Consider the following 24266-nt stretch of genomic DNA (forward strand, 5'->3'; position numbering starts at 1 on the left):
GGATGTCCGAGCCGATCGATGGGAAGCGCTGGGCGTACAAGACCGCCGACAGCATGCTGCACACCGGATCCGAGCGCGCGGTCGATCCGGAGGACCTGGTGATGCTCTCCGGCCGCGAACTCACCCCCGCCCGGATCGAGAGGGCCCGCAAGGATCTGGAGGAGCATGGAGCCGCCGCTGTCGAGAGGTACCTGCCCTGAGGCGGGCCTCGACGTCGGAGCGGTGCGGCGGATCGTCCCCGGCCTGAGAACGGCCCTGGAACCGTCGCCCCGCCACCCCTGGTGCGCGGGCGCGGTCGTGCTCGCCGGGCGCGGCCGGGTCGTCGCGCTGCACGAGGCGATCGGCTGGGCGGTGCGGTACACCGGGTACGACGCGGCGGCCGACCGCGGGGTGGAGCTGCCCCCGGAGCGCCGGGTACCGATGCGGCCGGACACGATCTTCGACCTGGCCTCCGTCAGCAAGCTCTTCACGGCCGTCCTCGCCGCGCGGCTCCTGGACCTCGACCGGCCGGCGGCCTCCTACGTGCCGGAGTTCGCCGCCGCGGGCAAGGCGGGCATCACCGTGCGGCACCTGCTCGACCACACCTCCGGCCTCCGGCCCGAGCTGCCGTTCTACGACCTGCCCACCGCGGCGGCCCGGGCGCGGCTGCTGTGGGACGAGGAGCCGCTGGAGCCGCCGGGCACCGCCCGGGTCTACTCCGACCTGAACCTGATCGCCGTCCAGCAGGTGCTGGAACGGGCGACGCGGCAGCCGCTGGACGTCCTGGTCGCGGACGGGATCACCGGGCCGCTCGGCATGGCCGACACCGGATACAACCCGCCCGCCGCCCTGCTGCCCCGGATCGCCGCGACCGAGGACCAGCGGCGGCCCTGGGGCAAACTCGACCGCGGCCTGGTGCACGGTGCCGTCCATGACGAGAACGCCTACGCGGCGGGCGGCGTCAGCGGGCACGCGGGGCTCTTCTCCACCGCGTGGGACCTGGCCCTGTTCTGCCGGGCGCTGCTCGACGCCGGCGGCCCGTACCCCGGCTTCGAGACCGACCAGCCCGGTCTGATGGGCGAGCTGGCCGGCCGCGGCGCCGTCGGACACAGCGGTTTCACCGGTACGAGCCTGGTGATCGACCCCGCCACCGACACGTTCCTGGTGCTGCTCGCCAACTCGGTGCACCCCAGCCGCACCTGGCGGGAGGGCAGCGCGCCCCGGGCCGCGGCGGCGACGTGCCTGGCCCGGAGCGTGCTGCCGGACACGGCCTAGCGGAAGATGCCGGTGTGGCCCAGCGAGTAGCGGCCGGGCTGCGGGTAGACGGCCAGGCCGTGCGGGCCCGAACCGACCGGGATCTTGGCGATCGTGTGGCCGTCGGTGGTGTCGATCGCGTAGACCTCGGAGTTGTAGCGCCCCGACAGCCACAGCACCTTGCCGTCCGCGGACACCCCGCCCATGTCGGGGCTGCCGCCCCCCGGGATCTGCCACTTGTGGACGAGCTTGCCGGTGGCGAAGTCGAGCACCGACACCGAGCCCTCGCCGCGGTTGGAGATGTACATCGACTTGGAGTCACGGCTGACGTAGAGGCCGTGGCAGCCCTTGCCGGTGGGCATCAGCCGCGGCTTGGAGAACGTGTCGCCGTCCAGCACCCACATGCCGTCGGCCATCATGTCGGCGACGTACCAGGCGCTGCCGTCGGGGGACATCTTGACGTCCTGCGGCATCGCGCCCTCGAACGGCAGCTTCTGCTGGCCGACCACTTCCATCTTCTCCGTGTCGACCTTGAGCAGCTCGCCGGAGAACTCGCAGGAGACGATGAAGTACCGGCCGTCGGGCGAGAAGTCCGCGTGGTTGACGCCGTAGCAGGAGACCGGGACGGTCTTCTTGACGGCCATCGTGTGCGCGTCGCGGAAGACCAGCTCGCGGTCGAGCGAGGCCATCACCACGGCGTACTTGCCGTTCGGGGTGAAGTACAGGTTGTAGGGGTCGTGCACGTCGACCGTCTTGCCGACCTCGCCATTGGCCGGGTTGATCGGGGTGAGCGTGTGGCCCCGGTTGTTGTTGACCCAGAGCGTCTTCAGGTCCCAGGACGGAACGACGTGCTGCGGCTGCTCGTCGACCGGGAACGTCCTGATGACCTTGTACGTCTTCGGGTCGATCACCGACACCGTGTTGTCGTTGCTGTTCGGCACGTACACCCGGGACGGGAAGCTCCGCACGACGGGCGAGAGCGCGTTGGGGCGGTCCGCCGCGTAGACGTCCTTCGGGTCGAGCACCGGCGGCATGCCCGGCAGGCCCTGGGGCACGGCCTGGGACGGTACCGACCCGGCGGCGGCCTTGCTGGCCACGGGGGAGGGCGCGTGCTGCTCGGTACCGCCCTTCCCGCAGCCGGCGGTGGCGGTCGCGAGGGCGATGGCGGCGGCGAGCAGGGCGGCGCGGCGCGCGCGGTACACAGGACGCATCAGGTCAGTAGCTCCGTCGTGGTCACGGCGCGCAGCCCGCGCCGTTTCAGGTCGTCGAGGATCCCGGGCAGTGCGCCGATCGTGCCGGCGTACCCGAAGTGCAGGCTCACCACGGATCCCGGGCCGACGTCCTTGGCCACCTTGGCCCGGACGGCCCCGGTTCCGGGTTCGGTGAAGTCGAGGGAGTCGACGTCGTACGCGAGGACGTGCTCGTACCCCGACTCCCGGGCGAGGCGTTCGACGAGCGGGGTGGCGAGCCGGGCCTGGGAGGGCCGGAACCAGCGGCCGGGCGAGCCGGTCAGCTTGCGCAGCCGGTCCGCGCAGCCGGTGATCTCGGCGGTCGCGGCGGCGGCGCCCATCGCGCAGATGTCGCCGTGGGTCTGGGTGTGGTTGCCGAGTTCGTGGCCGCCGTCGAGCACCCGGCGGGCGAGTTGGGGGTACTCGTCCAGCCACTCGCCGACGGCCAGCACCGTCAGCCGCGCCCCGGCCCGCTCCGCCTCGGTGAGCAGGGCGGTGGCGATGGCCGGTTCACCCCGGCCGTGGAAGGTGAGGGCGACCTGGGGGCGGTCTCTGGGCCCGTGCTCGATCTGCGCGGGCAGGCCGGGTGGCAGCGGTGGCAGGGCCGGCGCCGCGGGGCGGGCGGACGCGGCGGGCGGGTGCGCGGGGGGCGCCTTGCTGGCCGCGGGATCCGGGGAGGCCCCGGCGGCGGGGGGCCGGCCGTCCGCGCATCCGGCGAGCAGGGCTCCGGCGGCGGCGACCTGCAGCACGGTACGGCGGGTCATGGACATTGAGCACCACTTTAGGGCGCATTGCCCGATCTTTTGATGTTATTGGGGCGGCGCGGCGCGTGGCGGATGCGGCTGACATGATGTGCTCCCGCGGTCCGCGGGCGACAGAGACATGTCATGGGGATGAACGACGTGGGGGGCTACGTGCTGGACACGACGGCAGTGCGGGAGGCCGGTTTCGGCGCCGCGCTGCGAGAACTGCGCACTGCGCAGAAGTCGGCGAAGGGGGTGTCGCTGTACTCGCGCTACATCAACCGGCCCTTCGGCCGGGTGCTCGCGGCGGCTGCCTACCGGGTCGGATTGACACCCAATCAGGTGACGCTGGTCAGCGCGGCCTTCACCTACGGTGCGATCGCGGCGGTGGCGCTGGTGCGTCCGTCCTGGCCGCTGTCGGTCGCGGTCTACCTCGCGCTGGTGATCGGGTTCGCCTTCGACTCGGCCGACGGCCAGCTGGCGCGGCTGCTGCGCCGCGGCAGTCCGGCGGGGGAGTGGCTGGACCATGTGGTGGACTGCGGGAAGATCACCGGCGTGCACGTCGCGGTGCTGATCTCCTTCTACCGCTTCTTCGACCTGCCGAGTGAGCGCTGGCTGCTGCTGCCGCTCGGCTTCCAGTTCGCCGCCGTGCTCATCTACGTGGGCGGGCTGCTGACCGAGAAGCTCAAGCCGAAGGCGGCACCCGGAACCGTGCCGGCCGCCCCGTCGCGGATCAGGGCGGTGGGCCTGCTGCCCGTCGACTACGGGGTCTTCTGCGTGGTCTTCCTGGTGCTGGGCGGCGGGCGGGCGTTCCTGTACGCCTACGCCGCGCTGGGCGTGGTGTACGCGCTGTTCCTGGTCGCGTTCCTGGTGAAGTGGTTCCGCGAGCTGAAGGCCGTGGGCGCTCCCGCTTGATCCCGGAGGCCGTGACCCCCGGGGCCCGTGACCCCCGGGGGCGCTAGCCGCGGAGCTCGGCGCCTTCGGGGGTGGCGGGCTCGGTGAGCACGTCCAGTGCCCGGCGCAGCTGGGTGCTGGACGTGTGCACGGTGTACGGGAAGTACACGACCTCGACGCCGACCGCCGCGAAGTCGCGCTCCAGCCGGGCGCCCTTCTCGGTGCCGCGCCAGTCGTCGCCCTTGAAGATGACGTCGAAGCGCACCTGCTGCCAGGTCTCCACCTTGTCGGGGACGGTCTCGACGAAGGCCGCGTCCACGAAGCGCACGCTCCGGACGATCTCCAGCCGCTCGATCAGCGGGACCATGGGCCTGCGGCCCTTGGCCAGTTCCGCCATCTCGTCGGAGACGACCCCCGCGACGAGGTAGTCGCACTGGCTCCGGGCATGCCGAAGGATGTTGAGATGTCCCACGTGGAAGAGGTCGTAGACCCCTGGCGCGTAGCCGACACGGTGTGCCACGAAACGACCCCCCAGCCGTACTGCCCCGCCCGGTGATGCTCCCGGCGGTAGTGAGTCTCCGACGATAGTCGGACGTCGCAGATACTAAGCGACGATTTGCGAAAGAAAGACCGGCTGGAATCGTCAACATGTAGCAGCGATGAACAGTTAGGGTAGACGCTTGGTTACTTCTGGGGGGAAGGGGGCGTGCTGTGTCGGCTCTTGACACCTTTCGCCACAAACGGCTGCTGTTGGTTTCAACCAATTACGCGCCAGAACACACCGGTATCGGGCCGTACGCCACGCAGATCGCCGAACACTGGGCTGCGGGTGGGGCTGAGGTGGCGGTGCTCGCCGGCATGCCGCATTACCCCGCCTGGGAGACCGACCCCGCGTACCGGGGGGTCTGGCGCACCGAGGAGGAGCGCGGCGGGGTGACGGTGCACCGCAGGCGGCACACCGTGCCGCCTCGGCAGACCGCCGTGCGCCGCGCGCTGTTCGAGGCGTCGGTGCTCGCCCACGGCCTGCTCGCGCCACCGCGCGTCCGGCCCGACGTGGTCGTCGCGCAGTTGCCCAGCCTGGCCGGCGGCGTCCTCGGGGCGCGGATCGCCCGGCGGTACGGTGTCCCTTATATCCCCATCGTGCAGGACCTGATGGGTGCCGCCGCCAAGCAGAGCGGCATCAGCGGCGGGGACCGGGCTGCGGCCGCCGCGAGCGCCGTCGAGGCGTACGTGCTCAAGCGCGCGACGCTGGTCGGCGTCATCCACGAGAGCTTCACGGACAAGGTCGCCGCGCTCGGCGTACCCCAGGAGCGGATCCGCGTGGTCCCGAACTGGTCGCACGTCGCGCGCCCCGCACGGCCGCGCTCCGAGATGCGCGCCCGGCTGGGCTGGCGGGAGGGCCAGACCGTCGTCCTGCACTCCGGCAACATGGGGCTCAAGCAGGGCCTGGAGGTGCTGGTCGAGACGGCCAGGCTGGACCCGGCCGTCCGCGTCGTCCTCATGGGGGACGGAAACCAGCGCGAGCACTTGCGCGCGCTGGCCGGCGGGATACCCAACCTGGAGTTCATGCAGCCGGTCGACGACACGGACTTCCCCGACGTCCTCGCCGCCGCCGACGTCCTCGCCGTCACCCAGCGGGCGTCCGTCCTCGACATGAGCATCCCCTCCAAGCTCACCTCGTACTTCGCCACCGGGCGGCCGGTCGTCGCCTCGGTGGCCTGCGAGGGCGGCACGGCCGAGGAGGTGCTGCGCTCCGGCGCGGGCGTCCTGGTGACGCCCGAGGACCCGCACGCGCTGCTGAAGGCGATCCTGGCACTCGCCGAGGACCCGGAAGCGGCGGACGAGCTGGGGTCCCACGGACCGCGCTACGCCGACGCGCACCTCAGCCGCACCGCGGGCCTGGCCCGGATCGACGCCCTCGTCGCCGAGGTACTCGACACAGCCCCGCCGGCCCCGTCGGCACCACCAGTAGCATTCGCCGAACCGGCGCCGGCCGCGGAGCCCGCGCATTCGGACACCTGATCTGATGACGAACGCGCATAATGAGCGAGCGCATGGGGAGCGCGCGCCTGAGGGGGTTTCACGCACGTGATCGAGCAGCATGACGAACCGGACCTGTTGCGTGACCAGTTCCGCCAGCTGATCCGCTACCGGGCACTGATCGTGGCCGGTGTGCTGATCGGGCTGCTCGGCGGCGCCGCACTGGCGCTGTCGGGAGCGGACAAGTACGTCGCGACGAGTGAGATAACCGTCCGGGCCGCGTCCGTGAACCCGTTCGCCACCGGGGCCACCCCTGACAAGGTCCTGAACATGGGCTCGGAGCGCCAGACCGCCGCCAGCGGCGTCGTCGCGGAGCGCGCGGCCAAGGCGCTGGGACAGCCGGAGGCGGCCACCGAACTCCTCGCCAACCTGCAGGTGACCAACCCCCCGCAGACCACGGCACTGGACTTCGCCTACACCGGCCGCAGCCCGCGGGAAGCGGCGGCGCGGGCCAACGCCCTGACCCAGGCGTACCTGGACAACCGGCAGGCGCAGACCGTGTCCAGCATCGACAACATGGTCAACGGATACAAGACCCAGCTGGACCCGCTGGTGAAGCAGTCCGAGGCGCTGCGCAAGCAGATCGACAAGCAGAAGGACCCGTCGAGCGTCGCGACCAACACCAACGCGCAGACCAACCTGCTGAGCCGGATCTCCGAGCTCAACGGCAAGATCAGCGAGCTGAAGGCCCTCGACACGACCTCCGGCAACGTGATCCGCACGGCCGTCCCGCCGACCTCGCCCGCCGGGCTCGGCCTGCCGCTGGCCCTCGGCCTCGGCCTGGCCGTCGGGATCGCCATCGGCCTGCTCGCCGCCTGGGTGCGGCTGGTCTTCGACCCGGCGGCGCGCTCCGACAGCGACGTGGCGCGCGCCCTGCGCGCCCCCGTCCTGGGGACGCTGCCGCGGGTCCGCGACGGCCGCGAGCCGGCTCCGCTGCTCGCCCTGGGCAACACCGAGAGCCGGACCGCCGAGGCGTACCGCTCGGTGGCCTTCCGGCTCGCCTACGACCAGCGGTTCGCCGACCGCAGGCGGCTGCTGGTGGTCGCGCCGCGCGGCTCCAGCGAGACCGCCACCGCCGTCTCGGTCAACCTGGCCGCCTCCTTCGCCGAGACCGGCATGGAGGTCCTGCTCATCGAGGCGGACCTGCGCACCCCGACGCTGGCCGAGCGGCTGCGCTCCGGCGACGGCACCCGTCCCGCCTGGGCCCGTACGCCCGCGGTGGGCGACGGCGGCTGGCCGGCCGGACACCAGATCACCGTCGACGCCGGGGAGTCGGGCTCCTTCGACCTGGTCCCGGGCCGCCGGGTCCGCAACGTCGCCCGCGCCCTGACCTCGGTACCGGCGACGCGGCTCATCTCCGAGGCCGACGCCCCGAAGTCCGCGGTCATCGTCCACGCGCCCGCGGTGCTGGCCTACGCCGACGCCCTGGCGCTCGTCGACCGGGTGGACGGCGTCCTGGTGGTCTGCGACCCCCGCGAGGTGCACCGGGCCGACCTGGAACGGGTCCGCGAACTCATCAGCGGCGCCGGCGGCACCGTGCTCGGCGCGGTACTGCACTCGTCGGGCAGTACCGGGTTCACCCTGCCGTGGCGCCGCTCCGCGGAGCCCGCGGCCGTCCGCCCCGAGCCCGCCGAGGACGCCGACGGAACGCAGCCGTCCGCCACGGCGGCCGACCTGCTGGAGGCCGTCCTTCCCGAGCCCGAACGGTCGCCCGTCTCATGAGCACCGCCCCAGCGGCACCGGGGGCGTGAGCAGGTGCGAGTCCCGGGGGCGAAAGCCGCCATAGCCTGCTCCGTCGCCGATCAGGGCGTCTCGGCGCTCACCAACATCCTCGTGCTGGTGGTCGCCGCGCGGCTCTCCAGCGCCGCCGGATTCGCCGTCTTCTCCATGGTCTACATGGTCTTCACCATCCTGCTCGGCATCGGCGTCAGCTACGTCGGGCAGGCCCTGGTGCTGGTGCGCGGCGACGACCGGGTGATCCGGACCGCCTGCCGGTCCGCGGCGGTCTTCACCGTCGTCGCGTCCACCGTCATCGGGTTCACCGCCGCGGCCGTACTGGCCTTCGTGCCCGGCGAGACCGCCGCCGCGCTCGCCGTGCTCGGGCTGATCCTGCCCATCGCCCTCACTCAGGACGGCATCCGGTACTGCTTCTCGGCGCTGCGGCTGCCGCACTACGCACTCACCGCCGACCTGGTCCGGCTCGCCGTCGCGCTGCCGGCGCTGGCCGTGCAGCCGCACGGCGCGGGCCCCGCCCGGCTGGTGGCCGTCTGGGGCCTGTCGGCGCTGCCCGCGCTGCTCGTCGCCATCGCCCTGCTCGCCCCGCTGCTGCGCGGCCTCCCGGCGGACGTGCGGAAGTACGTGCGCCGCGGCCACCTCGGGCAGCGCTTCGTCGTCGAGTTCGGTGTCGGCAACGGATCCAGCCAGCTGGCGATCCTCGGCCTCGGGCTGTTCGCGACCCCGCTGGCGGTCGGCGCGCTGCGCGGCGCCACCACCCTCTTCGGACCGCTGAACGTGCTGTTCAACGCGTCCTCGGCCTTCGGGCCGCCGCTGCTGAACAGGAAGCAGAGCGTACGCGGCCAGGTCCGCGCCACCGCGGTGCTCGCCGCCGTACTGGCCACCGTCGCCGCGAGCTGGGCCACCGTGCTCTATCTGCTGCCCGACCGGATCGGCAGGCAACTCCTCGGGGACACCTGGCCGAACGCCGCCCATCTGCTGCCGGCCAGCGGCAGCCAGTACACCGCGATGGCGGTCGGCACCTGCGGGCTGCTGACCCTGCGGGTGCTGCGCCCGCGCACCACGCTCCCGATCCAGGTGGTCTTCTCCCTGGCGGCGGTGGTGTTCATGCTCACCGGCTACGCGCTGGGCGGTGTCCTGGGCGCGGCCTGGGGCCTGGGCCTCGGCTCCGTCGCGAAGGCGGTCGCCACCTGGCTGCGGATCGGCTCCGTCAGCGCATCGGCGGCGTCAGCGCAGCAGCTTGCGGGGGTCGCTGCGGAAGGACACGACCATGGCCAGGCACAGCACGGCGATCCCGATCCGGCCGGAGGCCTGGAGAAGTGAACCGCGCAGCAGGATGAAGGAGTAGCCGGCGATCAGCGGCACGATGATGGCCGTCATGTCGCCCGGCCGCCCGCCGTCCGCGGTGCGCAGCGCGTACCGCCGGTCGCCGCGCGCGGCCAGGTAGCCGACTCCCAGGAAGCCGACGGTCATGCCGAGCGGTCCGAAATCCAGCCACAGCTCCGACCACAGCGGTGAGGAGAGGTTGGTGTTCTTGTTGCCCATCCACTGGCCGAGCATGATGCCGGTGTCCAGCGCCTTGTCGGGCCAGGCGGAGCGGGGCACGTAGAAGAAGACCGCGCCGGCGAGCTGGTGCCCGTAGGTGTGGCCCGCGCCGGATTCGACCTCAGTGATCGCGTTGGCGAACATCACCGTCTGGTCGTAGTCCTTGCGCGCCAGCGGTTCGAGGACCGAGTTGGTCTCCATGGGCTTGTAGTCGGCCGCGTCGTAGCGGAACCGGTCCATGAAGGGGAAGACGAGCAGGGCCGCGACGACGCCCAGCGCCAGCGCCGAGCGGTACATCACCGGGCTGCGCGGGAACGCCGTGAACAGGATCGAGAACAGCACGGTCAGGAACCAGAACCGGGCGTTGGAGATCGGGTTGTTGACGACGATGTTCAGCCCGGCGGTGGCGATCCACAGCAGGATCGGCAGTGGCCGGCGGCGCGCGATGCGCGAGGTCACCAGCCAGCGGGTGAGGAAGAGCAGGGCCAGCAGCGCGGGCACCGTCCCGAAGCCGCGCAGCGTGGCGGAGCCGGCGTGCGAACCGGCGGTGGCCACCCCGGTCTCCGCGAGGGTGTCGCTGATCTCCTGGCGGCTGCTGAAGAGCACCGCGGGCCCGCCGAGCTTCATGACGTAGTAGCCGCTGGCCACGAACGCCAGCGCCACCAGCAGATACAGCCGGCGCGGGCTCACCGAGGCCGCCGGGCGCTCCTTGCGCCCGGTGCGCACCGGGCGGTGCCGGGCCAGCAGGACGCCGACGTCGAACGCCACACAGCCCACGAGGGTCAGTGCCAGGGCCGCCGACAGGTCGCTGCGCGGCCCGACCAGCGGGGTCGGGACGCGGCCCAGGACGAGCTGGGCGAGCGAGGCGACGCCCATCGCCGAGTAGACGAAGAGCCAGAACGAGCCCTGGATGAGCCGGCGGCGGCGGGTGGTGAGGATCATCGACGACAGCCGGGCCCCGGCGTAGCAGGTCAGCGCGATCTGCAGCCAGTACGCCTCGTCGTGGACGCCGGCGCCCGGCTGGAGGGCGACGGTGGCCGGCAGGAAGACGACCAGGCCGAGTACCAGCGGCACGGCCAGCGCGCGGGACAGCACGGCGCGCGGGGACACCGCGGGCACCTCGGGCCGCCCCGTGCGCGCTTCGGCCATCCGTACGTCAACCGCCATGGCTGCTGTCCCCCATTCCCCGCGACCCCGTCAGCGTCGCACGTCCGCGTACACCTTTTGCAGGCGGTCCACGATCGCGTCGATGGTGAAGGAGTCATGAATCAGCCGCCGGGCCGCGACGGAGGCCGCCGCGTGCACCGCCGGGTCGAGCAGTTCCAGGATCGCACCGGCGATCCGGGCGCCGTTCTCGGGGCCGGTCTCCTCGCGGCTGTCGACGAGCCGGCCTGCGTCCGCCGCCTCGATGTCGGGGGCCAGCCCGCAGGTCCTGGTGACGACCACGGGGGTGCCCACGGACATCGCCTCGGCCGCGGACAGCGAGAAGGACTCCTGGATGGACGGGATGACGTAGACGTCCGCCCGCCGCAGGTGCTCGTACACCGCGGTCCTGTCGAGGGCGCCGGCGTACTCCACCGACCCCTCGACCCCCAGCGCGCGGGCGCGGGCCAGGGTCGCGTCGAGGCCGCCGGTGTCGGGTCCCGCGAGCACGAAGCGCGCCTCCGGGAACTTCGCGAGCACACCGGGGACGGCCTCGATGAAGTCCTCGGGCCGCTTGGCGGGGTGCACCCGCGCCAGGTACAGCACCGTGGGCGGCCCACCGTGCGAGGAGGCCCGCAGTTCCGGCAGGTACTCGGCCTGCGGCTCGACGCCGTTGGGGAGCCGTACGGTGTTGGTCAGTTCGACCGGTTCCACCACGGCGTTGACGTTGCGGCGCTCGGTCTCGGTGAGGCACAGCACCGCCTGGGCCCGCCGCAGCACCCGCCGTACGCCGAACGCGTCGGAGATCTTGGCGGGGAGCCGTTCGGTGGGGTCGATCATCCCGTGCGTCTGCAGGACCAGCGGCCGGCCGCACTGCAGCGCGGCGAGCGCGATCGGCAGGGTGACGAGGTCCCGCATGAGGTGGACGTGCACGACGTCCGCCGACTTCACCAGCCTGCGGGCCCCCGCGAGCAGCGACGGGGAGGTGATCCCCGCGACGCCGAACCGCCGGATCAGGTGCCGGGCCTGGAACAGATGGGCCGGCACCCCTTCGACCTCGTCCGGCAGGGGCCCCTCGAACTCGTCGCCGAGGGTGACGAGCCGGGCGTCCATCCCGCGCTCGCGCAGCCCGCGCGAGAGGCTGAGCGCCACCCGCGTCGGGCCGCCGAAGGCGTGGCTGGGGGTGTGGAGGGTGACGACGTGCAGGACGCGCATGCGCCGCTCACTTCCCCTTCGAGAAGAGCCACACGGAGCAGCCCGTGCTGGAGAACTTGCGCGCGCCCGCCGGGACGGTGACCTGGGTCTTGCTGCCGGTGACGTCCTTGCCGCCCGCGCCGGTCAGCGTCCAGGAGCAGGTCTTGGTCGGGGTCGGCGCGTGATAGGTCCCGGCGGTGATGACGCTGCCGGCCTTCGGCTTGCTCCCGACGGTGAAGGTGCCGTCGACGAAGCCGTGCTCCGCCGCCGCGAGGACCGGCTTCTGATCGGGGCAGAGCGCGGGGACGGCATCGTGCGCGCCCGTGATCTGGCCGAGCAGGATGCCGCTCGCCGCCGCGTCGGGGTCCCGCTTGGCGATGAACTTGATCTTGTCGCAGGACTCCTGGCCGACTTCGAGCACGGCCGCGGGATCCGATCCCTTGGGCACCCGGCCGGTCAGGTACTGCTTCTGCTGCTTGGTGAACGAACCCGTCTTCGGCTTCAGCTCCGCCGCCGGGACGGTCGGCCCCGGAGTCGTCGGGGCGGCCGTGGCGGTGGGGTTCTGGTCGAGGCCCCCGGAGGCGGGGGCCGAGGCGGTCGGACCGGTCCCCGCGGGCGGGGCGGCCTTGGTGTCGTCATGGCCGCTGCTGGAGCAGCCGGTCAGGAGCACCACCGCCACCGCCGTCGTGATGACGGCGGCGGCGGTGGCCCGGAGCGGGTGGATCATCCGGTGAGCCCCAGGGTGTGGTGCTGGGCGATCTGCGCGGGAGTCAGAACGCTCGGGTAGATCGCGGTCTCGTCGATGGAGCCCGCGAAGAAGTTGCTCGTGGGCTGGGTCGGCCAGCCGTTGAGCTGGTCGCCACCGACGTGCCAGTAGCCGATGTAGTCCTGGCTGGCGGTGTACAGGGCGTAGCTGGCCACGACGTTCCCGTCGATGTACAGCTTCATGCCGTCGGCTCCCTGGGTGCCGACCACGTGGTGCCACTTGCCGTCGTTGTAGCCGTTGCCGCTGCCGATGGCGCGGACCCCGGTGGTGTACGCACCGAAGATCAGCTGGCCGGCGTTGGTCATGTAGATGTGCTTGTCGTAGTTGCCGCTGAGCCGGCCGTTGGTGTTGCTGCCGAAGCCGACCAGCTTTCCACCCTGCGTGCTGGTGGTCTTGAACCAGGTCTCGACGCTGTACGCGGCCGGCTTCGGGTAGGAGCGGTCGCTGTACGAGTACTGGGTGGTGCCGTTGTAGGTGACGGCGGTGCTGCTGCCCTTGACCGCGGCGGGGACGACCCGGCGGGTCGAGTAGCCGAGGTTGTCACCGGCGGCCTGGTTGCCCGAGGCGTCCGCGAGGTAGCCGGCCGTCTCGTCGTAGCGCCAGTACAGGCTGGCGCCGTCGGCGACGACCTTGGCGGGGTACGACTCGGCGGTGGCCGCGGCGACGGTCGTCGCGTTGGCCGACTTGGCGCTGACGTTGGTGCCGTCGCTCGCCGACACCCGGTAGGTGTACGACGTGCCCGCCACCACGTTGGTGTCGGTGAAGGTGAGCTGCGGGCGCACCCACGGGAGCGAGGAGGCGCTGACGGTGTAGACCGGCGTGGCACCGTTGTTCCGGTACACGTTGTAGGTCAGGTCGCCGTCGTCCAGGTCGAGACTGGTCTGCCAGCGGACCTGGACCTTGCCGGGCTCCACGCTCGACGCGATGACCTGCGGGATGCTGGGCGCTCCGGTGTCGGGTCCGTTCGCGAACCGCGTCAGACCCTGCTGGGCCTTGAGGTTGGTGGTGGTGAAACCGCCGCCCGCCCAGAGGTAGTCCTTGCCGCCGCCGGAAGCGACGATCAGGACGCGCGGGCCGACCAGCTCGCCGAGACCGTCATTGGTGTCGGGGAACCAGGGCAGCAGCTTCGGGCTGTCGACCGACTCGGCCAGCAGGTGCTTGCGGTTGCCGTCCGGGTACTCGCCCATGGTCGCGCAGTCGTGGGCGTGCGAGCCGCTGTACAGGACCGACTGGTAGAGCGCCAGGTTCTGGGTGGCGCCCAGGCAGGTGTCCCGCCAGCGCTGGTTCCAGTCGCTGTAGTTGAAGGCGGTGCGGCCGTCGAAGACCCCGCCGCCGGTGCCCTCGTTGGCGACGTAGAAGCCGGTGGCGTCGGTGACGATGTCCTTGACGACCGACGTGTTGTCGAAGAAGCCGTTCGGGTAGTTCTTGGTGACGGCTCCGGTGGTCGCGTCGACCACCGCCAGCGCGTGCGAGTTCGCGCCGTTCACGGTGTAGAAGTCACCGCCGACGATCACGTGGGTGCCGTCGGCGGCCACCTCGACGGCGCGCGCCGTCTCGTCGGTGTCGGCGGTCCACGGCTTCAGGTCGCCCGTGGTGGTGACCGCGGCCAGGTGGCCACGGGTCTGGCCCTGGACGGCCTGGAAGTCGCCGCCGAGGTAGACGGTGTCGGCGGTCGCCGTCAGCGCCCGCACGGTGGCGGTGACGTTGACGTGGAAATCGTTGCGCGGGGTGCAGGTGGCGATGTCGATCGCCGCCAGGTTGCTCACCCCGACGCCGTTGACGGATCCGAAGGAACCGCCCGCGTACAGCGTCTTGCCGTCCGGCGAGACGGTGAGCGCGCGGACCGTCTCCGTGCCGCCGGTGAAGGACAGGTTGCACCCGGTGGGTGCGCCCGTCGTGGTGTCGAACGCGGCGAAGTTCACCGCGGGCTGCTCGTTGACCCCGGCTGCCGAGCCGGGCGGCCGGATGGCCGAGAACGTACCCCCGGCGAAGACCACTCCGTTCGCCTGGGCGAAGGCCCAGACGATTCCGTTGGTCTGCCAGGTCGACAGGTCGTCCGCCGTGATGGCGACCGGCGGAGTGAGCGCCGTCGCGGAGTGCGTCGTCAGCACTCCCAGTGTCGCGGCCGCCAATGCGGTGGCAACCGAGAACACCCCCAATTTACGCATGCGTAGCCCCCCAAGGCCCTTGCTGTTCACCTGTGGCTCGAACAAGCCACTGGTGCAGGGCAGAGTAGGGCGCTCAGTAGGCCCTAGTCTGCATTTTTGGACGAGATTTATCGATCTATGCGTACAGTTGCGCCCGCCAACTGATCGGAAACATGCTGAATGTCGGCATCCACCATGATCCGTGCCAGTTCTTCCACCTTGACCGTCGCTTCCCAGCCAAGGAGGTCGCGGGCCTTGCTCGCGTCCCCGATGAGCGCGTCGACCTCACTGGGCCGCTCGTACTTGGGGTCGTAGCGAACGTATTCGGTCCAGTCCAGTCCCGCGTGGGCGAAGGCGGTCTCCACGAACTGGCGCACGGTAGCAGGCACGCCGGTGGCGACCACGTAGTCCGTGGCCTCGTCCTGCTGCAGCATCCGCCACATCGCGTCCACGTACTCGGGCGCGTAGCCCCAGTCGCGGACCGCGTCGAGGTTGCCGAGGTAGAGCCGGTCCTGCAGGCCCGCCTGGATCCGGGCGACCGCGCGGGTGATCTTCCGCGTGACGAAGGTCTCGCCGCGGCGCGGGGACTCGTGGTTGAACAGGATCCCGTTGACCGCGAACATCCCGTAGGCCTCGCGATAGTTCACCGTGGACCAGTAGCCGAAGACCTTGGCGCAGCCGTAGGGGCTGCGCGGGTGGAACGGCGTGGCCTCGTTCTGCGGCGGCGGCGCCGCGCCGAACATCTCCGACGAGGAGGCCTGGTAGACGCGGGTGCTGATGCCGCTCGCGCGGACCGCCTCCAGCAGGCGCAGCGCGCCCAGCCCGGTCACGTCGCCGGTGTAGAGCGGTGCGTCGAAGGAGACCCTGACGTGCGACTGCGCGCCCAGGTTGTACACCTCGTCGGGCTGCAGGTCGCGCAGCAGGTTCACCAGGGCCACACCGTCCGACAGGTCGGCGTGGTGCAGCACGAGGGAACGATTCGCCTCCTGCGGGCCCTGGTAGATGTGGTCGATCCGCTCAGTGTTGAAGCTGGACGAGCGGCGCACGAGACCGTGCACCGTGTAGCCCTTGGCGAGCAGCAGTTCGGCCAGGTACGAGCCGTCCTGGCCGGTGACGCCGGTGATGAGTGCGCTCTTGCTCACGCGGTCCCCCCTTAGGGATCCGGATATTTGCTGATTCTTACGGAAAGCTGGGCTCAGACCCGAACGGGTGATGCCGCAAGGCATAATCCGGTGTCATGAAGGCTACGAGGGAACTTCTCCCGCCCAGCGCCCGGATCTTCGTCGCGGGACACCGCGGACTCGTCGGTTCGGCGGTCACCCGCCGGCTCACTGCCGACGGCCACCAGGTGATCACCCGCGGCCGGGACGGACTGGACCTGCGCGACGCCGCGGAGACCGCGAAGTTCCTGGCGGACGTCCGGCCGGACGCGGTCGTGCTCGCCGCCGCCAAGGTCGGCGGGATCATGGCGAACAGCACCTTCCCGGTGCAGTTCATCGAGGACAACCTGCGGATCCAGCTGAGCGTCATCGCCGGCTCGCACGCGGCGGGGGTCGGCCGGCTGCTCTTCCTCGGCTCGTCCTGCATCTACCCCAAGCTCGCCCCGCAGCCGATCCGCGAGGACGCGCTGCTCACCGGCCCGCTGGAGCCGACCAACGAGCCGTACGCGCTCGCCAAGATCGCCGGCATCGTCCAGATCCAGTCCTACCGGCGGCAGTACGGCGCCTCGTACATCTCGGCCATGCCGACCAATCTCTACGGCCCCGGCGACAACTTCGACCTGGAGACCTCGCACGTCCTGCCGGCCCTGATCCGCCGCTTCCACGAGGCGAAGCGCGACGGGCGCGAGAGCGTCGAGCTCTGGGGCAGCGGCTCCCCGCGCCGGGAGTTCCTGCACGCGGACGATCTCGCCGCCGCCTGCGCGCTGCTGCTGCGCACCTACGACGGCGACGAGCCCGTCAACGTCGGTTGCGGCGACGACCTGACGATCCGCGAACTCGCGGAGACCGTCAGGGACGTCGTCGGCTACGAGGGTGCCATCGGCTGGGACACGACCAAGCCCGATGGCACCCCGCGCAAACTGCTGGACGTGTCCCGGCTGACGGATCTCGGCTGGAAGCCGACGATCCCGCTGCGGGACGGCATCGCCTCGGTGTACACCCAGTGGAGGTCCGAGGCGTGAGGGGTTGGCGGATGGAGGAGCGAGGAGCACCGGTCTAATACGCTCCTCGTCCGTCGACCACGGCACGGAGCGTGCGGGCCATCACGTCGACGTCACTGGTGAACGACCAGTTGTCGACGTACTGCAGGTCGAGTGCGACCGTTTCGTCCCAGGACAGGTCGGAACGTCCGCTGACCTGCCAGAGTCCGGTGATACCCGGCTTGACGGCGAGCCTGCGCAGCTCGATCTCGTCGTAGCGGGCCACCTCGTCCGGCAGCGGCGGGCGCGGCCCGACCAGGGACATCTCACCGCGCAGCACATTGACGAGCTGCGGCAGCTCGTCGAGCGAGCAGCGGCGCAGCAGCCGGCCGACGGCCGTGACCCGGGGGTCGCGGCGCATCTTGAACATCAGGCCGTCGTTCTCGTTGGCCGCCGTCAGTTCGGCCTTGCGGGCCTCGGCGTCCACGACCATGGTGCGGAACTTCCACATGGTGAAAGGCGCGCAGTTCTGGCCGTGCCGGACCTGCTTGTGGAAGGCCGGGCCCGGTGACCCGAGCCGGATGGCCGCCGCGATCAGCCCGAACAGCGGCGCCAGCACCATCAGCCCGGCCGCGGCGCCGGTCCGGTCCATGGCCGCCTTGAGCTTGATCTGGACACCGCGCCGGAGTGGCGGGGTGATGTGGAGCATCGCCAGTCCGGCGGGCGCGGCGAACTGGACGCGGCGCATGGCCACGTCCACCAGTCCCGGCAGGACCGCCAACGGCAGTCCCGCGTCGTGCAGCGCCCAGGACAAACGTTTCAGCCGCTCTCCGGCCATCCGCGGTCCCGGCGCCACCAGCACGAGTTCCGCACGGTGGTCCCGGGCAGCGCCCAGTACCAGCGCGGAGTCGCCGCTCGGGGCGCTGGGCATCACGGAGCCGAGCCGGGCACTGACCGGGGCTCCGCATTCGAGGTTGGCGTTCCCGACCGGGACGACGCCGACCACCACATAGGCGTGGTCGGTGCGCTTGGCCAGGTGGCCGACGACATGGTCCGCGGCGCTCGGCTCACCGATCACCAGGACCTTGCGTACGGCGTGCGCCTCCCGGCGGGTCGCCGCGAGGTGCCGGTGCGTCATCTTGCGGCAGGAAGCCGTCAGCAGCAGTCCGGGCGCGAGCCCGAGCAGCGCCAGTGACGGCTCGGATATCTCGCCGACCGCGGTGCGCGCGACGGCCAGCACTCCGAGCAGGATCAGCCAGTCGTACAGCACCGGCAGCGCGGCCCGGGACTCGCCCAGGGACCTCGCGGCATAGCGGTGCCGTCCCGCCTGCACGCAGAGCCAGGCCACCGCGGCCACGGCTGCGCACGCCCATGGGTACGGTTGACGCGTCGCTTGGAACACGAGCGCCACGGGTAGGGCGATACCCACCAGGTCGACGGCGAGCGCCACCGGCAGATACCACGTCGGTTTGTCACTGAGTCCGCGCGGAGCCTTGCTCCGCACGTGTTTCGGTCCGGTTTCGATCAGACCACTGGGTACTTCGACACGCCGCATGGACCCCCCTGGCACATCGCGACCGATTGGGCGCGGTTGCCACTTCCCCAAGCAGCAGTGCGCCGTGATAAACCGGAACGGTAGGCCAAAAGAGTGGTCATCCGCTTCGGTTTACGTATATTCGAGCCGTTGTTGTGTCCAAGTTAATAGCTCTCCTGCACAACATGGCCATACGGAGTATGGCGGGCGTCCACTCGGCGGTTGCAGGCGGGGGTCGACAAGGGCCGGAAGGTATCGCGCCGGTGCCGGAGCGCATGCGGAGGGTGAGCGTCCGGGGCCCGTGGCGGCGCCCTTTACAGTTGTCGCTTGTGTCCACCTTGCAAGCCCCCGATGACCTGCGCGCCGCGCTGAACGGCCTCCTCGACGGCCTGCCGCCGACCCGGGCCGCCCAGGCGGTCGACCGGCTGATCGCCGCGTACCGGGGCGAGACGCCGACCGACGCCCCGATCCTGCGGGACGCCTCCGACGTCGCCGCGTACGCCGCGTACCGGATGCCCGCCACCTACGCCGCCGTCCGCTCCGCCCTCGCGGAGTTCCGGGCGCGGGCGGGAGCGTGGGCTCCGGCCACTCACCTGGACGTCGGCGGCGGTACCGGAGCGGCGACCTGGGCGGTCGCCGACGCCTGGCGGCAGGACGCCCACACCAGCACCGTCCTGGACTGGTCGGAAGCCGCGCTCACCCTCGGCCGCGAACTGGCCGCCGGGGCCGACTCCGCGGCGGTGCGGGACACCGAGTGGCGCCGGGCCCCGCTGGGCGGCGCCGTCCGGCTGCCCGAGTCCGACCTGGTCACCGTCTCGTACGTGCTCGGCGAACTGGACGCCGCCGCCCGCGTCTCGGTCGTCGCCGAGGCCGCCCGCGCGGCGCTGGGCGCCGTGGTCATCGTCGAGCCCGGCACCCCGGACGGCTATGCCCGGGTCATCGCCGCCCGCGACCAGCTGCTCGGCGCCGGGTACACCGTCCTCGCCCCCTGCCCGCACGACGGGGGCTGCCCGATGGTGGGCACCGACTGGTGCCACTTCGCGGCCCGGGTGAACCGCTCCTCGCTGCACCGCCAGGTCAAGGGCGGCTCACTGCCGTACGAGGACGAGAAGTTCAGCTACGTCGCGGCCGCCCGCTTCCCGGCCGCGCCCGCCGCCGGGCGCGTCGTGCGGCACCCGCAGATCCGCAAGGGCCAGGTGCTGCTCGACCTGTGCACGCGGGACGACGGGATCTCCCGCGGCATCATCACCAAGAAGCGGCACGGCGACCTCTACCGCGCCGCCCGCGACGCGGACTGGGGCAACAGCTGGCCGCCGCCCTCCGAGGACGCCTGAGAGCGTTCCGGGTCAGAGCCAGCCGTAGCGCCGGAAGGCCCGGTAGACCACCGCGGAGAGCGCGGCCGTCACACCGAGCATCAGCGGGTAGCCGAAAGTCCAGCGCAGTTCCGGCATGTGCTCGAAGTTCATCCCGTAGAAACCGGCGATCATCGTGGGGATCGCCAGGATGGCCGCGGCCGCGCTGATTCGCCGCATATCGGTGTTCTGCTGCACGGCGAGTTGGCTGAGATTGGCCGACAACAACCCGTCCACCAACTCCGTGTAACCGGCCAGCCGCTCGCGTACGTGGGACAGGTGGTCGGTGACGTCCCGCAGATACCGGCCCACCTCGGGGCCGATGAACGAGTACGCGTCCTCCGTGAGGCGCTGCAGCGGGCGGGCCATCGGATGGACGGCCCGCTTGAACTCGATCAGCTCGCGCTTGAGCTGGTAGATCCGCTCCGCGTCGTCGCCGTGCCCGTCCGAGAACACGTCGGACTCCAACTGGTCCACGTCCAGCTCCACCTGGTCCGCGACGTCCAGGTAGTCGTCGACGACCTGGTCCGCGATCGCGTGCAGCACGGACGCCGGACCGTGCGCCAGCAGTTCCGGCCGCGCCTCCAGCGAACTGCGCACCCGGGACAGGCCCGGGGCGCTGCCGTGCCGGACGACCACGACGAAGTCCTTGCCCAGGAACATCATGATCTCGCCGGTGTCGACGACCTCACTGGTCGCCGTCAGCTTCTCGTGCTCCACGAAGACGATCGTCTTCAGCACCAGGAAGAGCGTGTCGCCGTAGCTCTCCAGCTTCGGCCGCTGGTGCGCCTTGACGGCGTCCTCGACCGCGAGCGGATGCAGGCCGAACACGTCGGCGATCTCCCCGAGGTGCTCGGCGTCCGGCTGGTAGAGCCCGATCCAGGCGAACCCGCCGCGCTCCCGGGCCGCCGCCAGCGCCTCACGCGGCGGCAGCGTCGCGGAGCGCTTGCCGTCCTCGTACACCGCGCAGTCCACGATCACGTCCGCGGTGCACCTGCGGGGTGCGGGCAGCGCGCCGCCGCTCTCGTCGAGGGTGTGCCACTTGCCCCCGGTCCCGCTCCTGCGCCACTGCCGACCGGTCATCGTGCCCTCCTCGGTACGTATCCGAGGAAGTATCGCCGATCGGGCCCGCGCACCGCCCGCCCTGCCGCGAGCCCCCGGTCAGGTCCCGGGCGTCCCGTGCAGGACCGCCATCGCCGCGTTGTGCCCGGGGATCCCGCTGACCCCGCCGCCGCGCACCGCGCCCGCGCCGCACAGCAGCACGGCGGGGTCCGCCGTCTCCACACCCCAGGGGCCGGTGTCGGGGGAGGCGTACGGCCAGCTCAGGTCGCGGTGGAAGATGTGGCCGCCGGGGAGCCCGACCTCGCGCTCCAGGTCCGGCGGGGACTTCGCCTCGATGCAGGGCCGGCCGTCGGCGTCGAGCGCCAGGCAGTCGGCCAGCGGCTCGGCCAGCACCGCGTCGAGCTGGGCGAGGGTGGCCTTGAGCAGCGCGTCCTTCGTCCCGGACGGGTCGGTGGCGAAGAGCCGGGCGGGGGCGTGCAGGCCGAAGAGGGTGAGGGTGTGGGCGCCCTGGCCGGCCAGGGCGGGGGAGAGGATCGAGGGGTCGCTGAGCGAGTGGCAGTAGATCTCGGACGGCGGGGCGGCCGGGATCGACCCCGCGGCGGCCTGTTCGTACGCGGTCGCCAGCTCGTCGTACGACTCGGCGATGTGGAACGTGCCGGCGAACGCCTCGCGCGGGTCCACGGAGGTGTCCCGCAGCCGGGGCAGCCTGCGCAGCAGCATGTTGACCTTGAGCTGGGCGCCTTCCGGGCGGGGCGGCGCCGGCTCGCCGAGCAGCCCGGCGAGCGTGTGCGGGGCGGCGTTGACCAGCACGTGCCCGGCTCCCACCCGGCCGCCCTCGAAGGAGACCTCGGCGCGGCCGCCGTCCGTCGCGATGCCCGTCACCTCGCATCCCGTGACGATCTCCGCGCCGGCCGCGCGGGCGGCGCCGGCCAGCGCGTCCGTCAGCGCCCCCATCCCGCCCACCGGCACGTCCCAGTCGCCGGTCCCGCCGCCGATGACGTGGTAGAGGAAGCAGCGGTTCTGCCGCAGCGTCTCGTCGTGGGCGTGGGTGAACGTGCCGATCAGCGCGTCGGTCAGCACGATCCCGCGGACCAGGTCGTCCTCGAAGGCCGCCTCGACGGTCTCGCCCAGCGGGCGTTCGAACAGCGCCTCCCAGGCGGCCGGGTCGTCCACGATCCGCTCCAGCTCCGCCCGCGTCGGCAGCGGCCCGGTCAGCGTCGGGAAGACCCGCTCCGCCACGCGTTGCGTCATCGCGTAGAAGCGCTGCCACGCCGCGAACTCCCGCTCCGAGCCGGTGCGGCGCGCGAAGCCCTCCCGGGTCCTGGACGGATCCTGCGAGTCGACCAGCAGGCATCCTCCCTCATACGGCGTGTACGAGGAGATCCGCCGGCGGCGCACCGCGAAGCGCAGCCCCAGCTCGTCCGTGATCTTCCGCGGCAGCAGGCTGACCAGGTACGAGTAGCGCGACAGCCGGGCGTCGACCCCGGTGAACGCCTGGGTGGACACGGCCGCGCCGCCGGTGGACGGCAGCCGCTCCAGCAGCAGCACGCTGCGGCCGGCGCGGGCGAGGTAGGCGGCGGCCACCAGACCGTTGTGGCCGCCGCCCACGATCACGGCGTCGTACGAGGAACGCTTCGGTGCGCGGGACGCCGCGCTGTCGGAGGACATGCAGGCACGGTAGCTACCGCAGCTCCTGGGTGCAGCACTTCACGCTGCCGCCCGCCTTGTGCAGCTCCGACAGATCGGCCGCGACCGGTTCGAAACCGCGTTCGCGCAGCGGTGCGAAGAGCCCGGTGGCACCTCGCGGGAGAACCACGTGGTGCCCGTCGCTGACGGCGTTCAGCCCGAGCGCGGCGGCGTCCACGGCGGTCGCCAGCAGGGCGTCGGGGAAGAGCCGGGCCAGCACCTTGCGGCTGCCGGGCGAGAACGCGCCGGGGAAGTACATGACCTCGCCCGCCGCGTCGTCGAGAACGGCGAACGCGGTGTCGAGGTGGTAGTAGCGGGGGTCGGTGAGTTCCAGTCCGATGACGGGCCGGCCGAAGAACTCCTGGGCCTCGGAGTGCGAGAGCGGGCTGCTGCGGAAGCCCATACCGGCCAGGATCCACTGCGAGGTGACGGCGAAGTCGCCCTCGGCCTCGTTGATGTGCTGCGGCTCGCGCACCTCGGTGAACCCGTTGCGGTGGAACCACGCCAGGTGCGCCGGCGCCTCGGCGGTCCGCTCCGCGTTGAAGAACCGGGCGCCGAGCACCCGGCCGTCCACGACGGTGGCGCCGTTGGCGGCGAAGACCATGTCGGGCAGGCCGGCCACCGGGGCGAGGACCTCGACGGTATGGCCCAGGGAGCGGTAGAGGTCCCGCAGTTCCTCCCACTGGAAGAGCGCGAGTACGGGGTCGACGGGCTTGGCGGGGTCCATCCACGGGTTGATGGAGTAGGTCACCCGGAAGTGTGTCGGCGGGCACATCAGGTACCGCCGGGGTGTGGCGGTTCGGACTGAGCGCAATGCGGGCTCCTCGTCGTTTGAGGCACCGGTGGAACGCCGGTGGGGTCGCGTGCCGCGAGGGTTACGTACGCGCACAAATCGTCCACCCTCGGCGCCCGAAAAACACCGAGCCGATTGGGCGGTTCGCGGGACGGTTTTCATACACGGCGGCCTATCCGCCCGCCCTGCCCCGCGCACCGCCCGCCGGCCGCGGGGGAGCGGCACCCACGGGCGGTACGCCCCGGTACGCGACGACGCCTGCGGGACCCGTTCTCCCGGGTCCCGCAGGCGTCGTGCTGCCGAGTGGTGCAGGGGCTACGCGCTCAGCGGGTAGGCGTCGGCGAGGTCGGCGAAGACGGCGCTGTTCAGCGCGAAGGCGTTGCGGCACTCGTCCACCACGCGCTGCTTCTCCAGGTCGTCGACGGCCAGCGCGTCCAGCAGCTCGCGGTACTCGCGCTTGAACGCGGCCGGGTTGCCGATCCCGTCGAAGACGTAGAACCGCACGCCGTCGCCCTTGCGTTCGAATCCCCAGGTCTTCTCCGCGATGCCGCGGATCACCTGTCCGCCGGAGAGGTCCCCCAGATAGCGGGTGTAGTGATGTGCGACATACCCCGCGGGCCACGTGCCGGCGACCTCGGCGACCCGTTCCGCGTACGCCGCCGTGGCCGGCAGCGGTACCGACCGGTGCTGCCAGCCGTCGCCGAGCAGATGGTCCAGGTCGCGTTCGAGTGCCGCGACGCGGAGGAGTTCGGCGCGGACGAAGGGGCCGGCGACGGGATCTCCGGCCAGCGACTGCGCCGCGTCCTCCAGGGCCCGGTAGACGAACCACAACTGCTCGGTGTAGCGGGCGTATGCGTCCACGCCGAGCCGGCCGCCGAGCAGATCGCTCATGAAGGTCGAGTTCTCTGCCTCGGTGTGCTGTTCATGGCTGGCGGTGCGGATCACCGTGGAGAACGGGGACGGCGTCAAGGGGACCTCCTGCTGCGGGCGTGCCGCGATCCTCGCAACTTAGGTATACCTAAGTCAAGAGG

General features: G+C 71.6%; 21 protein-coding genes. 8 read left to right on the top strand and 13 right to left on the bottom strand.

The features are described 5' to 3' along the window. Positions 1-2: 2 nt before the first annotated feature. Together O3X23_RS27700 and O3X23_RS27705 are read left to right on the top strand one after the other, a co-directional pair. Entirely contained in the window at positions 3-200 is a 198-nt protein-coding gene (locus O3X23_RS27700; RefSeq protein WP_269274365.1) for a hypothetical protein, read from the top strand. After that, the gene (locus O3X23_RS27705; protein ID WP_443047989.1) at positions 166-1254 is read left to right on the top strand and encodes a serine hydrolase domain-containing protein; all 1089 of its coding nucleotides are present in this window, start codon (positions 166-168) and stop codon (positions 1252-1254) included. The genes O3X23_RS27700 and O3X23_RS27705 overlap by 35 nt, the downstream gene beginning before the upstream one ends. Here O3X23_RS27705 and O3X23_RS27710 read toward each other — a convergent pair. Beyond that, positions 1251-2444 carry a YncE family protein gene (locus tag O3X23_RS27710; protein ID WP_269274303.1) on the bottom strand — a complete coding sequence of 398 codons (1194 nt, stop codon included), beginning with the start codon at positions 2442-2444 and terminating at the stop codon, positions 1251-1253. The two genes, O3X23_RS27705 and O3X23_RS27710, sit on opposite strands and share 4 nt — an antisense overlap. Further along, a complete protein-coding gene (locus O3X23_RS27715) occupies positions 2444-3232 on the bottom strand; it encodes a polysaccharide deacetylase family protein (protein ID WP_269274304.1) in 789 nt (262 codons plus the stop codon). The genes O3X23_RS27710 and O3X23_RS27715 overlap by 1 nt, the downstream gene beginning before the upstream one ends. Before the next feature lie 123 nt (positions 3233-3355). Between O3X23_RS27715 and O3X23_RS27720 the strand changes: the two genes are divergently transcribed. Continuing rightward, the gene (locus O3X23_RS27720; protein WP_443047990.1) at positions 3356-4120 is read left to right on the top strand and encodes a CDP-alcohol phosphatidyltransferase family protein; all 765 of its coding nucleotides are present in this window, start codon (positions 3356-3358) and stop codon (positions 4118-4120) included. Positions 4121-4163: 43 nt separating this feature from the next. On the opposite strand, the gene O3X23_RS27725 is transcribed toward O3X23_RS27720, so the two are convergent. Then, positions 4164-4619, bottom strand: coding sequence for an adenylyltransferase/cytidyltransferase family protein (locus O3X23_RS27725; RefSeq protein ID WP_269274305.1), 456 nt, complete (start codon positions 4617-4619; stop codon positions 4164-4166). Positions 4620-4810: 191 nt separating this feature from the next. Between O3X23_RS27725 and O3X23_RS27730 the strand changes: the two genes are divergently transcribed. The 3 genes from O3X23_RS27730 (at position 4811) to O3X23_RS27740 (ending at position 9196) form a co-directional block, all read left to right on the top strand. Then, complete coding sequence (locus O3X23_RS27730; protein WP_269274306.1) at positions 4811-6121, top strand: glycosyltransferase; 1311 nt, start codon at positions 4811-4813, stop codon at positions 6119-6121. 66 nt (positions 6122-6187) lie between these two features. Continuing rightward, positions 6188-7861 carry a tyrosine-protein kinase domain-containing protein gene (locus O3X23_RS27735; protein WP_269274307.1) on the top strand — a complete coding sequence of 558 codons (1674 nt, stop codon included), beginning with the start codon at positions 6188-6190 and terminating at the stop codon, positions 7859-7861. A 33-nt stretch (positions 7862-7894) separates the two neighbouring features. Continuing rightward, complete coding sequence (locus O3X23_RS27740; RefSeq protein WP_269274308.1) at positions 7895-9196, top strand: hypothetical protein; 1302 nt, start codon at positions 7895-7897, stop codon at positions 9194-9196. Here O3X23_RS27740 and O3X23_RS27745 read toward each other — a convergent pair. From O3X23_RS27745 to gmd, 5 genes are all read right to left on the bottom strand, one after another. Continuing rightward, positions 9101-10585, bottom strand: coding sequence for an O-antigen polymerase (locus tag O3X23_RS27745; RefSeq protein ID WP_269274309.1), 1485 nt, complete (start codon positions 10583-10585; stop codon positions 9101-9103). The genes O3X23_RS27740 and O3X23_RS27745 overlap by 96 nt on opposite strands. A gap of 30 nt (positions 10586-10615) precedes the next feature. Beyond that, positions 10616-11776, bottom strand: a complete 1161-nt coding sequence (locus tag O3X23_RS27750; protein WP_269274310.1) for a glycosyltransferase — start codon at positions 11774-11776, stop codon at positions 10616-10618. A 7-nt stretch (positions 11777-11783) separates the two neighbouring features. Further along, entirely contained in the window at positions 11784-12482 is a 699-nt protein-coding gene (locus tag O3X23_RS27755; protein WP_269274311.1) for a hypothetical protein, read from the bottom strand. After that, positions 12479-14689 carry a LamG-like jellyroll fold domain-containing protein gene (locus O3X23_RS27760; RefSeq protein ID WP_269274312.1) on the bottom strand — a complete coding sequence of 737 codons (2211 nt, stop codon included), beginning with the start codon at positions 14687-14689 and terminating at the stop codon, positions 12479-12481. The genes O3X23_RS27755 and O3X23_RS27760 overlap by 4 nt, the downstream gene beginning before the upstream one ends. 107 nt (positions 14690-14796) lie before the next feature. Continuing rightward, positions 14797-15810 (bottom strand): GDP-mannose 4,6-dehydratase, encoded by a 1014-nt coding sequence (gene gmd, locus O3X23_RS27765; RefSeq protein ID WP_269274313.1) that lies wholly within the window; start codon positions 15808-15810, stop codon positions 14797-14799. 95 nt (positions 15811-15905) lie between these two features. Here gmd and O3X23_RS27770 point away from each other — a divergent pair, with 95 nt between their 5' ends. Then, positions 15906-16850 (top strand): GDP-L-fucose synthase family protein, encoded by a 945-nt coding sequence (locus O3X23_RS27770; protein ID WP_269274314.1) that lies wholly within the window; start codon positions 15906-15908, stop codon positions 16848-16850. A 34-nt stretch (positions 16851-16884) separates the two neighbouring features. On the opposite strand, the gene O3X23_RS27775 is transcribed toward O3X23_RS27770, so the two are convergent. After that, a complete protein-coding gene (locus O3X23_RS27775) occupies positions 16885-18363 on the bottom strand; it encodes a sugar transferase (RefSeq protein WP_269274315.1) in 1479 nt (492 codons plus the stop codon). A 254-nt stretch (positions 18364-18617) separates the two neighbouring features. Between O3X23_RS27775 and O3X23_RS27780 the strand changes: the two genes are divergently transcribed. After that, positions 18618-19676 (top strand): small ribosomal subunit Rsm22 family protein, encoded by a 1059-nt coding sequence (locus O3X23_RS27780; RefSeq protein ID WP_269274362.1) that lies wholly within the window; start codon positions 18618-18620, stop codon positions 19674-19676. Between the two features lie 12 nt (positions 19677-19688). Here the strand turns inward: O3X23_RS27780 and corA are convergent, their stop codons facing one another. The 4 genes from corA to O3X23_RS27800 all read right to left on the bottom strand — a co-directional run bounded on the left by corA (position 19689) and on the right by O3X23_RS27800 (position 24204). Then, positions 19689-20777 carry a magnesium/cobalt transporter CorA gene (gene corA, locus O3X23_RS27785; RefSeq protein ID WP_269274316.1) on the bottom strand — a complete coding sequence of 363 codons (1089 nt, stop codon included), beginning with the start codon at positions 20775-20777 and terminating at the stop codon, positions 19689-19691. Between the two features lie 78 nt (positions 20778-20855). Continuing rightward, positions 20856-22424 (bottom strand): phytoene desaturase family protein, encoded by a 1569-nt coding sequence (locus O3X23_RS27790; RefSeq protein WP_269274317.1) that lies wholly within the window; start codon positions 22422-22424, stop codon positions 20856-20858. Between the two features lie 13 nt (positions 22425-22437). Continuing rightward, positions 22438-23256 (bottom strand): dimethylargininase, encoded by an 819-nt coding sequence (gene ddaH / locus O3X23_RS27795; RefSeq protein WP_443047992.1) that lies wholly within the window; start codon positions 23254-23256, stop codon positions 22438-22440. A gap of 294 nt (positions 23257-23550) precedes the next feature. Further along, positions 23551-24204 (bottom strand): biliverdin-producing heme oxygenase, encoded by a 654-nt coding sequence (locus O3X23_RS27800; RefSeq protein WP_269274318.1) that lies wholly within the window; start codon positions 24202-24204, stop codon positions 23551-23553. Positions 24205-24266 lie beyond the last annotated feature (62 nt).

Source organism: Streptomyces sp. H39-S7 (assembly GCF_027158205.1).
GTDB lineage: Bacteria > Actinomycetota > Actinomycetes > Streptomycetales > Streptomycetaceae > Actinacidiphila.

Coding starts and splice junctions, on each gene's coding strand:
- O3X23_RS27775 (WP_269274315.1), bottom strand. CDS start 18,363: ATGCGGCGTGTCGAAGTACCCAGTGGTCTGATCGAAACCGGACCGAAA.
- O3X23_RS27790 (WP_269274317.1), bottom strand. CDS start 22,424: ATGTCCTCCGACAGCGCGGCGTCCCGCGCACCGAAGCGTTCCTCGTAC.
- O3X23_RS27780 (WP_269274362.1), top strand. CDS start 18,618: ATGCGGAGGGTGAGCGTCCGGGGCCCGTGGCGGCGCCCTTTACAGTTG.
- O3X23_RS27770 (WP_269274314.1), top strand. CDS start 15,906: ATGAAGGCTACGAGGGAACTTCTCCCGCCCAGCGCCCGGATCTTCGTC.
- O3X23_RS27700 (WP_269274365.1), top strand. CDS start 3: ATGTCCGAGCCGATCGATGGGAAGCGCTGGGCGTACAAGACCGCCGAC.
- O3X23_RS27760 (WP_269274312.1), bottom strand. CDS start 14,689: ATGCGTAAATTGGGGGTGTTCTCGGTTGCCACCGCATTGGCGGCCGCG.
- O3X23_RS27745 (WP_269274309.1), bottom strand. CDS start 10,585: ATGGCGGTTGACGTACGGATGGCCGAAGCGCGCACGGGGCGGCCCGAG.
- O3X23_RS27755 (WP_269274311.1), bottom strand. CDS start 12,482: ATGATCCACCCGCTCCGGGCCACCGCCGCCGCCGTCATCACGACGGCG.
- O3X23_RS27720 (WP_443047990.1), top strand. CDS start 3,356: ATGAACGACGTGGGGGGCTACGTGCTGGACACGACGGCAGTGCGGGAG.
- O3X23_RS27750 (WP_269274310.1), bottom strand. CDS start 11,776: ATGCGCGTCCTGCACGTCGTCACCCTCCACACCCCCAGCCACGCCTTC.
- O3X23_RS27715 (WP_269274304.1), bottom strand. CDS start 3,232: ATGTCCATGACCCGCCGTACCGTGCTGCAGGTCGCCGCCGCCGGAGCC.
- O3X23_RS27705 (WP_443047989.1), top strand. CDS start 166: ATGGAGCCGCCGCTGTCGAGAGGTACCTGCCCTGAGGCGGGCCTCGAC.
- corA (WP_269274316.1), bottom strand. CDS start 20,777: ATGACCGGTCGGCAGTGGCGCAGGAGCGGGACCGGGGGCAAGTGGCAC.
- O3X23_RS27710 (WP_269274303.1), bottom strand. CDS start 2,444: ATGCGTCCTGTGTACCGCGCGCGCCGCGCCGCCCTGCTCGCCGCCGCC.